This window comes from Rhodanobacter sp. IGA1.0 (genome assembly GCF_040208325.1).
In the GTDB taxonomy this organism is placed as follows: domain Bacteria; phylum Pseudomonadota; class Gammaproteobacteria; order Xanthomonadales; family Rhodanobacteraceae; genus Rhodanobacter; species Rhodanobacter spathiphylli.
In genome coordinates this window covers 1,758,637-1,773,083 of sequence record NZ_CP157948.1, presented here as the reverse complement: position 1 = coordinate 1,773,083, position 14,447 = coordinate 1,758,637, and the positions used below count along the sequence as shown (strand labels likewise).

Here is a 14,447-nt window from a genome sequence, read left to right as displayed (position 1 = left end):
CTCACAACCTCTCAGTAGATCAGCCGCACGCCCAGCTGCACCTGGGTGACCGCCGACGCTGGTGCCGGCCCCGCCTCGACGCGCTGCTTACGTACGCTGTCGATGCGCAGCACCTCGGCGCTCAACCGCAGCCAGTCGCGCGGGCGCCAGTTGAGCGCCGCGGTGACGGCGTTGCCGTGCTCGCCCTGGCCGGTGCCCACGGCGGCGGCGAGTTCGCGGGTGCTGAAGTGCTCGATGCGCAATGCCGGACGCCATGCCCCGCGGTTCCATCCCGCCAGCAGGAAGGCCGAGCGGAAGCGCGTTTCGAACTGCAATCCGTCCACCGGCTCGATCACGGTGGCGCCGTCCATCGCCTGGGCGATCCAGCGGATCGGGCCGGTGTCGGCCGAGGCGCCCAGGCTCCAGAACCAGGTGTGCCAGGCGAACACGCCACTGTCGCTGTGCGCGGCCGGATCGGCGCGGTTGTCGTAACGCATCAGGCTCAGCCTGCCGCCGACAGACGTTCGCCAGTCCAGGTTCGCGTACCAGCCGCTGCGATGGCCGATGTTCTGGAACGGATCGTAGCGTCCCGGCGGCTGGCCACCGTTTCGGCGCACCACCGCGTCGGGCTCGTGCAGGCGGCTGCCCAGCCCGTAGGTGAGGTCGCTGAGCGACCAGCCACGCACGGCCAGCAGGTTGCCGGCCGGATCGTTGCGCTGGAACAGGGCGCTGCGCAGTTCCCAGCTGGCGTCGTCGCCGCGCCATTCGAGCCGGCCCTCCGCGCCCGTCGCGCGCAATTCCTCACCGACCCAGCTGTTGATCGCCGAGGGCGTGAGCGTCCACGAGCTGGTCCAGCCGATCGCATCGTTCTCCAGCGAGATCGGCGGCAGGAAGGCGCCGGCCTGCAGCGACCAGCGCCAGCGCGACAGCGACACCGGGCGGTAGCGCAGGTAGGCCTCGATCGTGTCCAGCGTGGCGTAGTCGGTGTCCTGCCACTGGACGGAGGCCAGCGCCATCAGCGCGGGCGTGAACTGGGCGGTGCCGACCACGCCCGCACCGCCGAAGCGGGCATCGACGCCGCCACCGCCGAAACGCGTCTTGCCCAGACCGCCGTGGGTCCAGCTGGTTTCGGCGGGTGCAGCGACCAGGCGTCCGTCCAGCCATGCATGCAACTTGAAATCCTGGGCGAGACCCGCCGGCACGTACAGGCCCAGCAGGCAGCACAGAAATATCCGACGCCTCATCGTCGCGATCCCCCGGCGGCCTGCCCGGCTTGTCCGCCGACGAAGGTCGCGAAAGCCTCGGCCGGCATCGGCCGGGCGATGAAGAAGCCCTGCGCATGATCGCAGCCGACCGCGGCCAGGTAATCCAGCGCGCCCTGGTCCTCCACGCCTTCGGCGGTGACGCGATAGCCCAGCTGGTGACTCAGCTCGACGATGGAACGCACGATGATCCGGTCGTTCGCATCGGTGGCCAGGTGCCTGACGAACATCTGGTCGATCTTCAGTTCGCTGACCGGCAGGTGGCGCAGATAGGCGAAGGTGGCCTGGCCCACGCCGAAATCATCGATCGCGATGCCGATGCCCTGCTCGGCCAGCCCCCGCAGGATGCGGATCGCCGTGTCCGGTTCGCCGATCACGGCCCGCTCGGTCACTTCCACGGTCAGGCAGGATGCCGGCACCCGGTGGATCGACAGCAGCGCGGCGATCCACGCCGGCAACTCGGCATCCTCCAGGTCGCGGGTCGACAGGTTCACCGCGATGTGCAGCGCCAGCCCACGTTCGATCCAGCGCTGAACCTGCGCCAGCGCGCTGGCCAGCACCCAGCGGCTGACGCGATGGATGTTGCCGGTTTCCTCGGCCATGCCGACGAACGTGTCCGGCGCCACCCAGCCACGTCGCGGGTGGTTCCAGCGCAGCAGCGCCTCGGCGCCGTCGGTGCGCTGGCTGGCGAGGTCGAACTTGGGCTGGTAGTGCAGCAGCAGGCCGTCGCGGTCGAGTGCTTCGCGCAGGTCCCCCATCAGCGACAACCGCTCGGGCCGATGCGGGTCGGTGGCCGCGTCATAGAAACTCAGCGCGCTGGCCGAACCGGCGGCGGCGAACTGGGCCACCTCGGCATGGCGCAGCAACGTGTCGGCTTGCCGGCCATCGGCCGGCGCCATCGCGATGCCCACGGACGGCAGCCGGTCGATGCTGACGTCGGTTTCCTGGTACGGCTCGTTGAGTGCGTCGAGCACGCGCAGCCCGGCGGCGATCGCGGCGTCCTGCCCGGCGCGCGGCAGCCACAGCATGAACTGCGTGTCGCTGGTGCGGGCGAGGAAGGCATCCATCGCGACCCGGCGAATGCGTTCGCTGGCGTCGCGCATCAGCCGGTCGCACAGGGCGTGCCCCATCGTCTTGATGATTTCCGGGGCCCGCGTCAGGCCGACCATCAGCAGTGCACCCCCGCCCGCCTGGCCGCCGAGGCTCTCATCGATGCTGGCTTCGGCGGCCAGCCGGTTGGGCAGGTCGGTGACGCTGTCGTGCATGGCCTGGTGGCGGATACGCAGCTCGCGCTGGCGCACCGCTTCGGTCATGGCGTCGAAGGCGCCGGCCAGCTGGCCGATTTCGTCATGTCGCCGGGTGCCGGCCGGAGTGCGGTAATCACCCGCACCGATGCGTCGCACCGCGGCGGCCAGCGCCTCGACCGGGCGCGACACGCTGCGCGCGGTGAACCACGCGCCGAGCAGGCCCACGCCCAGGCCCAGCGCCAGCAGGGTCGCCCACGCGATCGCGATCGAGCGGAACGGACTCAACGCGTCGTCCAGCGAATAGCCCAGCACCGCCACCACCGGCGCGCCCTGCTTCGGCTGCTTCAGGCGCTGCGCCAGCACCATGTATTCCTTGCCGTCGACTTCGGTCAGCAGCGGTTTCCATGGCAGCCCGCGATGTGCGCTGGCGAGGCTGTCGACCAGCCCGGTGTGGCGATCGCCCCGCGCCACCACGTCCCAGCGCCCCGGTGCGCTCTGCGTTGCCAGCTCGATGTCGCGTGGCAAGGCGGAAAGCCGCTGCATGTGCGCCAGCAGCACGTCATCGAGCGGCACGTTGACCACCACCAGGCCCACCGGCTGCGGCGCGTAGATCGGCACCACCACCATCCACGACGCCTTGCCGTCCAGCGCAACCACCGCCGCAGTGCGCCGGTCATAGGCGTCATCGATCAGGTCGGGAAACGGAAAGCGCTGCGGCGTGCTCGAGGTGGCGGCAGTATCGGCCTCGACCGTTCCGTCCAGGCCGATCAGCAGCATGCGCGAGGCGCCCACCCGCCGGCCGTGGTTGCGCAGCACCGACAACACGGTGCCGCGATCGCGTTCGGCGATGGCCGAGCGCAGCGCGTAGTCGAGCGACAGCACTTCGACGTTGCCGCCGATCCGCGCCGAGATGTCATCCATCTGCGCCACGAATGCCTGCGCGTTGGCGGTCAGCTGGCGCTCGCCCTCGGTCACCAGCGCGCGCCGGGTCACCTCATAGACGAGGCCGGCGGTCAGCAGCTGCACCGTCACCAGGGTGGCGACGAAAAACAGCGCAAGGCGAAGGCGGAAACCCATGGTGCGCATGGTCGGCTCAGTAGTCCAGGTGCTCGCGATCCATGAACATGCGCGGATCGGGCATCAGCGACAGCGTGAAATCCAGATGCCCGATGTCGGCATCACCCCCGATGGTCACGCTCTGGCTCGGTTGCGGATGACCGGGATGCAACTGCGGGTGCCAGACGTGCGCGGTGTAGCGACCCGGCGCCAGATGGCCGATGGTGGCGTTGCCGTCACCACCGGACAGCGCGATCGCCGGCACCGCGGACACGAACAGGTAGGTGATCATGTGGTCGTGGATGTTGCAGCCCACCGCGGCGATGCCGCTCTTGTCCATCACCAGGGCCGGCGAGCTTTCCCCCGGCCGCAGCACGAATTCGAACGTCCTGATCGCGGCGAACGAATAGACGTGATGGCGGGTGCTGTCGCTGTTGCGGAACACCACCTCGTCGCCGGGGCGCAGCAGTTGCACGTAGGGAACGAAGGTCTCGTCCCGCTGGTCGACGACGTGGGTGGCCGGTGCCGGTGGCGCGGCTGCCGCAGCCGGAGCCGCATCCGGGATCAGCATGACCACCGCGTCGCTTACCGCATGGCCGCGGCCATCGTCGAGGTGGACGGTGACCTCCGCCGCCAGCACCGGCCATGCATTTCCCAGCAGCAGTGACGCAACCACGAGCAGGCAGCGCATTGACGGAGTCCCCCGATCCCCTCATTGGCAGCTAGCCTACCGCAGTTTGCCTGCTGGCCGGATTCACCGGAATCAACCCGGGCGGTCGTGCCGGGGCCCCGGCAACTTGCTACCCTCGCGGAATCCACCGATCGCGAGGCAGGCATGGCAGAACACGGCATCCACACCATCGATACCGGCTTCGTGCGGCCACGGTTCGACGCGGCCTACCTGGTCGTCGAGAACGGTCGCGGCGCATTCATCGACTGCGGCACCAACTTCGCGGTGCCGCGGATGCTGGATGCACTGGGCAGCGCCGGCATCACGCCAGCCGATGTCGACTGGCTGATCCTCACCCACGTGCATCTGGATCATGCCGGCGGTGCCGGCGAGCTGATCGCGCAGCTGCCGAACGCGAAGCTGGTGGTGCATCCGCGCGGGGCACGCCACATGGTCGATCCGTCGGTGTTGTGGGCCGGCGCCAGCGCCGTCTACGGCGAGGCGGTGATGGAACAGACCTACGGCCGGCTGCGGCCCATTCCGGCCGAACGGGTGATCGAGGCGGTGGACGGGCACGTGGTGGACCTGGCCGGGCGGCCGCTGTCGTGCATCGATACTCCGGGCCATGCGAAGCACCACCTCACCGTCTACGACGAGCGTGCCAACATCTGTTTCACCGGCGACGTGTTCGGCCTGTCGTATCGCGATTTCGACACGGCGCAGGGCCCGTTCATCCTGCCCACCACCTCGCCGGTGCAGTTCGACCCGGAAGCGCTGCATGCCTCGATCGAGCGACTGATCGCGCTGCGCCCCGAGGCGATGTACCTCACCCACTACGGCCGGGTGGAGGCAGTGGAGCGGCTGGCCACCGACCTGCACACGCAGATCGACGCGATGGTCGCGCTGGCCCGCGCGGCGCACGGCCAACCTGACCGACACGCCGCGTTGATGGAATCGCTCACCGATCTCTACGCCACCCGCGCCGAAGCGCACGGCTGGAACCGCGGACGCAGCAGCTTGCGCCAGTTGCTGGGCATGGACATCGAACTCAATGCGCAGGGGCTGGAGGTCTGGCTGGACCGCTGACGACTCAGGCCAGGCGCGTACCGTTCGGCACCGGCCGCTCGACGGCGGTCAACACCACCCCGTCGTCGGTGTGAAACCCGGTCAGCAGGAACTGCGAACGAAACGGGCCGATCTGCTTTTCGGGAAAGTTGATCACGCCGACGACCTGCCGGCCCACGAGTTGCTCGGCGCTGTACAGCGCGGCGATCTGCGCGCTGGTCTTCTTCTCGCCGTACCCGCCGAAATCCACCCACACTTTCCAGGCCGGCTTGCGCGCCTCGGGGAACGCTTCCACCCGTGTCACCGTACCGGCGACGATCCGCACCTTCTCGAAATCGGCCCAGCTGATTTCACCCTGCCCTGCTTCGCTCATCCTTCCAGCCTCGTCTTCAACCAGTCGCGGCCCTGCTGCCACCAGTAGGTCGCCTGCGCACCAAGATAACCGAACGGCCGGTGCGTGCTGCCCAGGCCGTAGTCGGCGAACTGCTTCCAGCCCTGGTCGCCATCGGCGATCGCCGCCGCCAGCAGTTCGCCGGCCGCGCAGGTCGGCGCCAGGCCATGGCCGCCAAACGCCTGTGCCCACCAGAGCCCGTTGTCGCTGCCGCCGATTTGCGGCATCTGGTGGCGCGCGTAGCTCATCAGGCCCGACCACGCGTAGTCGATCTTCACCCCGTGCAATTGGGGAAACACCCGCAGCAGGTCTTTCGTCAGCATCCGCTGCACCGCCTGGGGCGAGCGGTTGCGGATCGAGATGCGGCCGCCCCACAGCAATCGGGTGTCCGGCAGCGCGCGGTAGTAGTCGAATGCGAAACGGCTGTCGTAGACCGCGGCACGGGTGGCCAGGCAGTCGTCCATGCGTGGCCCCAGCGGTTCGGTCACCATCACATAGGTGGCGATCGGCAGGATCGCCCGGTCGATCGGCTTCTGCAGGCCCGCCAGGTAGCCGCCGCAGGCCAGCACCACCTGGTCGACCAGCAGGTCGCCCTGCGCGGTGCGCAAGCGCCATTGCAGGCCTTCGCGTTCGAGGCTGCGGACACCGCTGTGCTCGTGGATGCGCACGCCCTTTCCGGCTGCGGCCGCGGCAAGCCCGATCGCATAGTTGAGCGGATGCAGGTGCAGCGCGTCACGCTCATACAGGCCATCGTGATAGCGCTCGCTGTGGATGCGCTGGCGCAGTTCCGCCTCGGCCAGCCATTGCCATTGCACGCCGTAGTGCCCGGCCAGCAACTGCTGGCGCTGGCGCAACACCGCGGGATCGCGGAACCAGTTGGCCCAGATCACGCCCTCGTCGACAGCATCGCAGGGAATGGCGTAGTCGGCGATGCGCCGTCGAATGCGCTGCACCGCTTCGGTGGTGAGCCGGAAAATGGCCTGCGCGCGCGCCTCGCCCAGCTGATCGAGCAGCGATTGCTCGCCCAGCGAATAGCCGGCGAACACGAAACCGCCGTTGCGACCGGAGGCGCCGAAACCGATCTGTTCGCGCTCCAGCAGCACCACCTCGCCGACACCGCGCTCGGCCAGTCCGAGTGCCGTGTTCAGTCCGGCAAAGCCGCCACCGACAATCGCCACCCGGGCACGTCCGCTGCCCTGCAACGGGGCGTACGCCGGGTAAGGCGTCGCCGTGGCGCGGTAGTACGAAGGAAGGGAAACCTGATTCATGCCGAGGCCGTGGCCCATGCCCGCGCTGCTGACCTGGCCGGTGCAGACGCGGGCGCGGTAACGCTCAAAGCTGTTCGAGGAACGCGCGGACCGTCGGAGCGAGCTTCGGATCCTGCATCGCCATGTGCATGGTGGCGCGGACCAGTCCGGCCTTGTTGCCGCAGTCGAAGCGGATGCCTTCGAAACGATGCGCCAGCACCTTGCCCTGTTCCCTGAGCAAGGCATCGATCGCGTCGGTGAGCTGGATTTCGCCTCCTGCCCCCGGCGTGGTCTGCTCCAGCAACTGGAAGATCCGGCCAGGCAGCACATAACGACCGACCACGGCCAGGTTCGACGGGGCGTCTGCCGGCTTGGGCTTCTCGACCATGCTGCGGATCAGCGCGCTGCGCTCATCGATCGGGGTGGCGTCGACGATGCCGTACTTGTCCGTCTCGTCGTGCGGCACTTCCTCGACCGCGATCACGCCGGCCTGCTGCGCATCGGCCAGTTCGGCCATCTGCCGCAGCGCGCCCTTGCCGGGGCCGTTCCAGATCAGGTCATCGGGCAACACCACGCCGAACGGCTCGTCACCGACAACGGGCTTGGCGCACAACACGGCGTGGCCCAGGCCGAGCGCTTCGGGCTGCGTCACGAAGATCGCCCGGACGTTGCGCGGCAGGGTGCCCTGCACCAGCGCCAGCAGTTCGGCCTTGCCTTTTTCCTGCAGCTTCGACTCCAGCTCGTAGGCCTTGTCGAAGTAGTCGGCGATGGCGTGCTTGTAGCGATTGGTGACGAAGATCAGCGTGTCCGCGCCGGCATCGACAGCCTCGTCGACGGCGTACTGGATCAGGGGCTTGTCCAGGACCGGCAGCATTTCCTTGGCGACGACCTTGGTCGCCGGCAGAAAGCGCGTGCCGAGGCCGGCGACGGGGAACACCACTTTGCGCAGAGGCTTGCTCACTCATTGATCTCCGGATTGGCACGACGGATGGACACCACGTTGTCCGGCTGCGCCGACTCGCTCCAGCGGAACGAGGGCAACAGGCTGGACACGCAACGGCGAAGTTCTTCCTCATCGAAGGCGTCCACCGCTTCGGCGGCCTTCTTCAGCAGGGATTGCAGCAGCTCCCACGACACTTCGCGGTGCTGGGCCAGAAAAATCTTGGCGTGGGTGGTCGCGCAATAGTTTTCCAGCGGATGGAACAATTCCTCGAACAGCTTCTCGCCAGAGCGCAGGCCGGTGTACACGATCGGGACCTCGCTGCCGGGCTTCTTGCCGGCCAGGCGGATCATCTGCTCGGCCAGGTCGCGGATCTTCACCGGCTCGCCCATGTCCAGGGCATAGATCTCGCCGCCCTTGCCGATGCTCGCAGTCTGCAGGATCAGCTGGCAGGCTTCGGGAATCGTCATGAAATAGCGCGACACCTCGGGATGGGTGACGGTGACCGGGCCACCTGCACGGATCTGCCGCCGGAACAGCGGCACCACCGATCCGGCCGAGTCCAGCACGTTGCCGAAGCGCACCGTCATGAAACGGGTGGTGGTCTGCGCATTGAGGTTCTGGCAGTAGATCTCGGCCACGCGCTTGCACGCGCCCATGACGCTGGTCGGGTTGACCGCCTTGTCGGTGGAGATCAGCACGAAGCATTCGACGCCCGTCTCGCGTGCGGCATCGGCCACCACGCAGGTACCCAGCACGTTGTTGTCGAAGCCTGCACGAAGCTGCCCCTGCAGCATCGGCACGTGCTTGTACGCTGCCGCGTGGAACACGACCTGAGGTTGCAGGTCGGCAAACACCTTGCGCATGGCCACCCGGTCGCCACAGCGAGCCAGGACGCCGTCGAAGATCAACTCGGGAAACTCGGCGCGCAGTTCCTGGCCAATGCGGTACAGGTTGTACTCGCTCTGCTCCACCACGGTCAGCGACTGCGCCCCCAGACGAGCCACCTGCCGGCACAGCTCCGAACCGATCGAGCCGCCACCACCGGTGATCAGCACGCGACGGCCGCTGAGCGTTTCGCGGATGGCCGTCCAGTCCAGTTCGACCGCGTCGCGACCAAGCAGGTCCTCGATCGCCACTTCCTTGATCTGGTTGAACTGGGCCCGGCCGGCAACCACGTCCTCCAGCCGGGGCACCGTGCGGTATGGCAGGTCGGTGGCATCGCACAGCGCGACCACCCGTCGCATCTCGATCGTGGAAGCGCCCGGCAGTGCGATCAGCAGCATGTCGACCGCCGCCTCGCGTGCCACTTCGGGCAATTGCTCCAGTCGTCCCAGGATCGGATGTCCGTTGATGCTGGCGCCACGCAGGCTGGACTTGTCGTCGACAAAACCGACCACCGCGTAACGTCGGTCGCGATGGAGGTCGCGCGAAAGCACCTCGCCGGCGCGATCCGCGCCCACGATCAGCACGCGCTTGACGCTCTGGTTCTGCAGCAGGTCGTTGCGGCTGTCCTTCCAGTAGCGATAAGCCAGTCGGGGTACGCCAAGCAGTATCGACAACAGCAGCGGATAGAGCACCAGCACGGAGCGCGGCACGCCTTCCAGGCGCTCGTAGAGGAACAGCGTCACGCCGATGGAGATCGTACCCGCCAGCACCGCCCGCACGATGTTCCACAGATCAGGCAGGCTGGCGAAGCGCCATACGCTCTTGTACAGCCCGGTCCAGCGGAAGATCAGGCCCTGCACCAGCAGCACGATGGGAAACTCCAGCAGCTGGAAGCTGACCACTTCATCGGGCTTCAAGGCATAGCGGAACAGCTTGGCAATCCACCAGGCCAGCGCGGCCATCATCAAGTCGTGCAGGACGACGGCGATGCGGGGATGGATGAAACCGACAAGCTTACGCAGCGACATGAGATGTCCCGTTCAAGTTGCGCCGCAGACAACGACGTTTCAGCGCCAGCCACACGGTCGACGCCACTGCATAGACCGCCATGGTAATCGGCAGGGCCAGGCGCAGATGACTGCAGGCCAACCAGGCCGTTGGCGCGGCAACAAGCAGGTTCCAGCCCAGATAGGCGAGATCGGTCTGGGCGTGGGTGGCACCACGACGTACCGTCCACTGGTAGAGATGCTCGCGATGCGCAGTGTACCAGCGCCGCCCCCGCCACATGCGCGTCAACAGCGTCAGGCTGGCGTCCACCGCGAACGCCGAGGACAGGATCAGAGCGGGCCAGACCAGCGCCGCCTCGACGCGCCACAGCATGGCGGTAAAGGCGAAGATCAGCAGGCCGATGCTGCCGCTGCCCACATCACCCATGAAGATCTTCGCGGGCGGGCGATTGAACCACCAGAATCCTGCCAGCGACACCGCCATCACCGCCGCCGCCAGCGCCAGGGCCGGCTGCGCCGCCTGCCATGCCAACAGGGCCAGCCCCGCGCCGAGGAAGATCGCCTGTTGCGCCAGCAAACCATCGATGCCGTCCATGAAATTGTGCAGGTTGATGCTCCATACGCCACCTACCAGCAGCAGGGGCAACCACCACGCCGGCATGCCAGTCGCCAGCAAGCCTGCCGAAAACAGGCCCGTGCCGAGCAACTGGGCAAACAGCCGTGGCAACACCGGCAACGAGCGATGGTCGTCCCACCACCCGGCGACGGCGACGAGCAGGAATCCGGCGAGCAGCCCGGCCGTCACGCCGAGGGGCCAGCCCGCCGGCGCCGCACACAACACGCCCGGAAGACACCCCAGCATGGCTACCACCACGCCGATCCCGCCGCCGCGCGGCGTGGCTACGCTGTGAGATCGTCGCTGCCCGGGCAGATCCAGCATGCCGCGTCGACGGGCATAACTGATCGAAGCTCGGACCACGAGCAAGGTGATCAGGAAACTGCAGGACAACCATCCGATGGTCACGAACATCCGCTGCTCACTCGCTGGCCACACCATGGATGGGCCGGATCGTGCTCCAGCTCTTGCAGCTCGGACACTGCCAGTGATGGGCCTTGGCACCGAAACCGCATCGACTGCAGCGGTACATCGCCTGCCCTTCAAGCAGCTTGCGGGTAAGGTCGCGCAGGATCAGGAAGTTCTCGCGTGCCTCCCCCTCGATCTTGTCCATGGTCGCGTCGATCAGCGCCATCAGGCCGCGCACCGAAGGCCGCTGGCGCAGCTGGGTGGTGAGGAAATCGATCGCCGCACGCTCGCCGTCGCGCTCCTTGTAAAGGTGGGCCAGCGCCAGCACCGGCGAGACGCCGTGGTAGCGACCGATCATCTCGCGCAGAAAAACTTCCGCACGTTCCATCTGCTGAGACCTGGCGTAACTGTTGAGCAGCGGCGGCAGGATTTCCGGGGTGAATGCGATATCGGCCTGGATCGCCGATTCATACGCCGTCACGGCGTCGGCGTGCTGGCCATCTTCGGACAGCAACCTGCCGGTCAACATGAATGCCCGCACGCAATCCGGCTGGCAGTCGAAGGCCTGCCTGAGATAGTCGCGTGCTTCGGCGCGCGCTCCGTGCTGGCGCGAGCGGTCGGCCAGCTCGCAATAGAACTGGGCGATCATCGGCGCCTCGTCCTCGCCGGTCATCACCTCGAGGCGGCGTGCGTGCTCGATCGCCTTGTGCCAGTCGCGTTCGTGCTGGTAGATGGCAATCAGGTGCCGCAGCGCAGAGGGCGCGTGTGCGTTCATCGCCACCAGGTCGCAGAACAGCGCCTCGGCGCGATCGAGCAGCCCCGCCCGCATGTAGTCTTCACCCAGTTCCAGCAGCGCCACCGTCTTCATTGCATCGGTGAGGCCGGGGCGCGAAACCAGGTGCTGGTGCAGGCGGATCGCCCGATCCACCTCGCCGCGCCGGCGGAACAGGTTGCCCAGGGCCAGGTGCGTCTCGACCGTATCGCGGTTGTATTCGGCCAGCTTGAGGAACACCTCGATCGCCTTGTCCTGCTCCTCGTTGAGCAGGTAGTTCAGGCCACGGAAGTAGTCCGACGACAACGCGCTGACCTCGGCGCCGGAGCGGCGTGCGCCGAACTGGCGCGAAGTCCACCAGCCCAGCACGAACGCGATCGGCACCAGGGAAACCAGCACGAGCACGAGATTCATGGCTTGACCGGCGACTTCTTGTCCGCGCGCGACTGGCGGCGCTGCTGGCGACCCTGGCGCATGCTCACGCCCAGCCAGGCGGTCAGTCCACCGAGCAGCCATCCGATCACGACCGCGCCGAGCAGCGCTGCGCCCTTGGGCAGACGGAGTTGCGCAATGCCCAGGTCGTAGCCGACGAGGTCGGCGTTGAGCGCACCGAAGACGATGCCGGCGGCGATGAAGATCAGCAGGAGAATGATGGCGAGCAGTCGCATGGGGCGACTTTACCCGATTGGTGATGACTGGCACAGGCGCCACAGGGATTCCGTGCGGCGATGATTCATGCGTGTGCGCCGGCCCGGATCAAAGACGAAAAAAAGCAGGCCGACTCGCGTCGCCTGCCTTGTTTCCATGGCACTGTGCATGACCTGCCGGTCAGACGGTGCCTGTCTCGAGATCCTGGTTGACCCGTTCACGCAGCTCCTTGCCTGGCTTGAAGTGCGGAACGTGCTTGCCGGGCAATGCCACGGCTTCGCCGGTCTTGGGGTTGCGCCCCATGCGCGGTGGCCGGTAATGCAGCGCGAAGCTGCCGAAACCACGCACCTCGATACGCTCGCCATGAGCCAGGGCATGGCTCATCTGTTCGATGACGCTCTTGACGGCCATCTCGACATCGGCAAACGCAAGATGGGTCTGACGCCTGGCCAGCGCCTCGATCAATTCGGATTTAGTCATGGGCCCCAATGTCCGTGACGTGAAACAACGGGGCGGCAGAAGCCGCCCCGTGTCAGACGGATGCAACGCGATCAGTCAGCCTTGTTGAACTGCTCCTTGAGCAGCGCACCAAGCTTGGTCGTGCCGCTGGCGGCAGACGAATAGTCGACCGACGTATCCGGTGCGTCTTCCTCGTCCTTCGCGCGGATCGAGAGCGCCAGCTGGCGACCCTTGCGATCCATGCCGGTGAACTTGGCCTCGACCTTGTCGCCCACCTTCAGATGCAGCGTGGCATCGTCGATGCGCTCCTTGGCGATGTCGTTGGCGCGCAGGTAACCCTCGACGCCTTCGCCCAGATCGATCACCGCACCCTTCGCATCGACTTCCTTGACGGTGCCGTTGACGATGGTGCCGCGCGGATTCGCCGCCATGAACTGGCCGAACGGATCCTGCTCCATCTGCTTGATGCCGAGCGAGATGCGCTCGCGCTCAGGATCAACCGCCAGCACCACGGCCTCGATCTCGTCGCCCTTCTTGAAGTTGCGAACCAGATCTTCGCCGGACATCTGCCAGGAGATGTCGGACAGGTGCACCAGGCCGTCGATGCCGCCGTCCAGGCCGATGAACACGCCGAAGTCGGTGATCGACTTGATCTGGCCGGACACCTTGTCACCCTTCTTGTGCATCGCTGCGAATGCTTCCCACGGGTTCGAGCGGGTCTGCTTGATGCCCAGCGAGATGCGGCGACGCTCCTCGTCCACGTCCAGCACGGTGACTTCGGTTTCGTCACCGACCTGAACCACCTTGGCCGGATTGACGTTCTTGTTGGTCCAGTCCATCTCGGACACGTGCACCAGGCCTTCCACGCCCGGCTCGATCTCCACGAAGCAGCCGTAATCGGTGACGTTGGAGACCTTGCCGAACAGGCGGCTGCCGACCGGGTAACGGCGGGCGATGGCGACCCACGGGTCGTCGCCCAGCTGCTTCAGGCCCAGCGAAACGCGGTTGCGCTCCTTGTCGTACTTCAGCACGCGCACGTCCAGCTCGTCGCCGACGTTGACCACTTCGGACGGATGACGCACGCGCTTCCACGCCATGTCGGTGATGTGCAGCAGGCCGTCGATGCCGCCCAGGTCCACGAACGCGCCGTAATCGGTGAGGTTCTTCACCACACCCTTGACGACGGCACCCTCGGTCAGGCGCTCAAGCAGCTGCTCGCGCTCGGCGGAGAACTCGGTCTCGACGACGGCGCGGCGGCTGACCACCACGTTGTTGCGCTTGCGGTCGAGCTTGATGATCTTGAACTCGAGTTCCTTGCCCTCGAGGTAGGTCGGCTCGCGCACCGGGCGCACGTCGACCAGCGAACCGGGCAGGAACGCGCGAACGTCCTTGATGTCGACGGTGAAACCGCCCTTGACCTTGCCCGAGATCATGCCCTTGATGGTCTCTTCCTTGTCGAACGCCTGTTCCAGGTCGTCCCACACCATCGAGCGCTTGGCTTTCTCGCGCGACAGCTTGGTCTCGCCGAAACCGTCTTCCAAAGCTTCGAGGGCTACCTTCACCTCGTCGCCTACCTGCACCTCCAGCACGCCCTCTTCGCTCTTGAACTGCTCGATGGGGACGATGCCTTCGCTCTTCAGGCCAGCGTTGATCACGACGACGTCGTTGCGGATTTCCACAACGATGCCGGTGACGATGGCGCCGGGCTTCAGCTTGGAGATGGCCTGCTGGCTCTGTTCAAACAGTTCGGCAAAACTTTCAGTCATGTTGATTCCATAGTGGGAAAGGATCG

Annotated in this window: 13 protein-coding genes; 1 reads left to right on the top strand and 12 read right to left on the bottom strand. The window is 66.7% G+C overall.

The features are described 5' to 3' along the window. Window positions 1-11: 11 nt before the first annotated feature. Genes ABNK63_RS08040 through ABNK63_RS08030 form a run of 3 tightly spaced genes read right to left on the bottom strand, consistent with a single transcriptional unit; the run spans window position 12 to window position 4,235 of the window. Complete coding sequence (locus tag ABNK63_RS08040) at window positions 12-1,223, bottom strand: hypothetical protein (RefSeq protein WP_350017117.1); 1,212 nt, start codon at window positions 1,221-1,223, stop codon at window positions 12-14. Next, complete coding sequence (locus ABNK63_RS08035; protein WP_007805452.1) at window positions 1,220-3,574, bottom strand: EAL domain-containing protein; 2,355 nt, start codon at window positions 3,572-3,574, stop codon at window positions 1,220-1,222. The genes ABNK63_RS08040 and ABNK63_RS08035 overlap by 4 nt, the downstream gene beginning before the upstream one ends. Window positions 3,575-3,581: 7 nt before the next feature. Further along, window positions 3,582-4,235 carry a hypothetical protein gene (locus tag ABNK63_RS08030; protein ID WP_007805450.1) on the bottom strand — a complete coding sequence of 218 codons (654 nt, stop codon included), beginning with the start codon at window positions 4,233-4,235 and terminating at the stop codon, window positions 3,582-3,584. A gap of 144 nt (window positions 4,236-4,379) precedes the next feature. Here ABNK63_RS08030 and ABNK63_RS08025 point away from each other — a divergent pair, with 144 nt between their 5' ends. Next, entirely contained in the window at window positions 4,380-5,300 is a 921-nt protein-coding gene (locus ABNK63_RS08025; protein WP_007805449.1) for an MBL fold metallo-hydrolase, read from the top strand. A 4-nt stretch (window positions 5,301-5,304) separates the two neighbouring features. On the opposite strand, the gene ABNK63_RS08020 is transcribed toward ABNK63_RS08025, so the two are convergent. The 9 genes from ABNK63_RS08020 to rpsA form a co-directional block, all read right to left on the bottom strand. Further along, on the bottom strand, window positions 5,305-5,652 hold the full coding sequence (locus tag ABNK63_RS08020; RefSeq protein ID WP_007805447.1) for a tRNA-binding protein: 348 nt from the start codon (window positions 5,650-5,652) through the stop codon (window positions 5,305-5,307). Next, window positions 5,649-6,956 (bottom strand): FAD-binding oxidoreductase, encoded by a 1,308-nt coding sequence (locus tag ABNK63_RS08015; protein WP_007805446.1) that lies wholly within the window; start codon window positions 6,954-6,956, stop codon window positions 5,649-5,651. The genes ABNK63_RS08020 and ABNK63_RS08015 overlap by 4 nt, the downstream gene beginning before the upstream one ends. Window positions 6,957-7,002: 46 nt before the next feature. Beyond that, the gene (gene galU / locus ABNK63_RS08010) at window positions 7,003-7,878 is read right to left on the bottom strand and encodes a UTP--glucose-1-phosphate uridylyltransferase GalU (protein ID WP_007805444.1); all 876 of its coding nucleotides are present in this window, start codon (window positions 7,876-7,878) and stop codon (window positions 7,003-7,005) included. Next, window positions 7,875-9,773, bottom strand: a complete 1,899-nt coding sequence (locus tag ABNK63_RS08005; protein WP_350017116.1) for a nucleoside-diphosphate sugar epimerase/dehydratase — start codon at window positions 9,771-9,773, stop codon at window positions 7,875-7,877. Before ABNK63_RS08005 ends, galU begins: the two co-directional genes overlap by 4 nt. Then, window positions 9,760-10,782 (bottom strand): glycosyltransferase family 4 protein, encoded by a 1,023-nt coding sequence (locus ABNK63_RS08000; protein WP_007805442.1) that lies wholly within the window; start codon window positions 10,780-10,782, stop codon window positions 9,760-9,762. The genes ABNK63_RS08005 and ABNK63_RS08000 overlap by 14 nt, the downstream gene beginning before the upstream one ends. 7 nt (window positions 10,783-10,789) lie before the next feature. Then, window positions 10,790-11,962, bottom strand: coding sequence for a lipopolysaccharide assembly protein LapB (gene lapB / locus ABNK63_RS07995; protein ID WP_007805440.1), 1,173 nt, complete (start codon window positions 11,960-11,962; stop codon window positions 10,790-10,792). Further along, window positions 11,959-12,216: a lipopolysaccharide assembly protein LapA domain-containing protein gene (locus ABNK63_RS07990; protein WP_007805439.1), complete on the bottom strand. Its 258-nt coding sequence runs from the start codon at window positions 12,214-12,216 to the stop codon at window positions 11,959-11,961. Before ABNK63_RS07990 ends, lapB begins: the two co-directional genes overlap by 4 nt. Window positions 12,217-12,376: 160 nt before the next feature. Next, complete coding sequence (locus ABNK63_RS07985) at window positions 12,377-12,676, bottom strand: integration host factor subunit beta (RefSeq protein WP_007805437.1); 300 nt, start codon at window positions 12,674-12,676, stop codon at window positions 12,377-12,379. A gap of 71 nt (window positions 12,677-12,747) precedes the next feature. Further along, a complete protein-coding gene (gene rpsA, locus ABNK63_RS07980; RefSeq protein ID WP_007805435.1) occupies window positions 12,748-14,421 on the bottom strand; it encodes a 30S ribosomal protein S1 in 1,674 nt (557 codons plus the stop codon). Window positions 14,422-14,447: the final 26 nt, after the last annotated feature.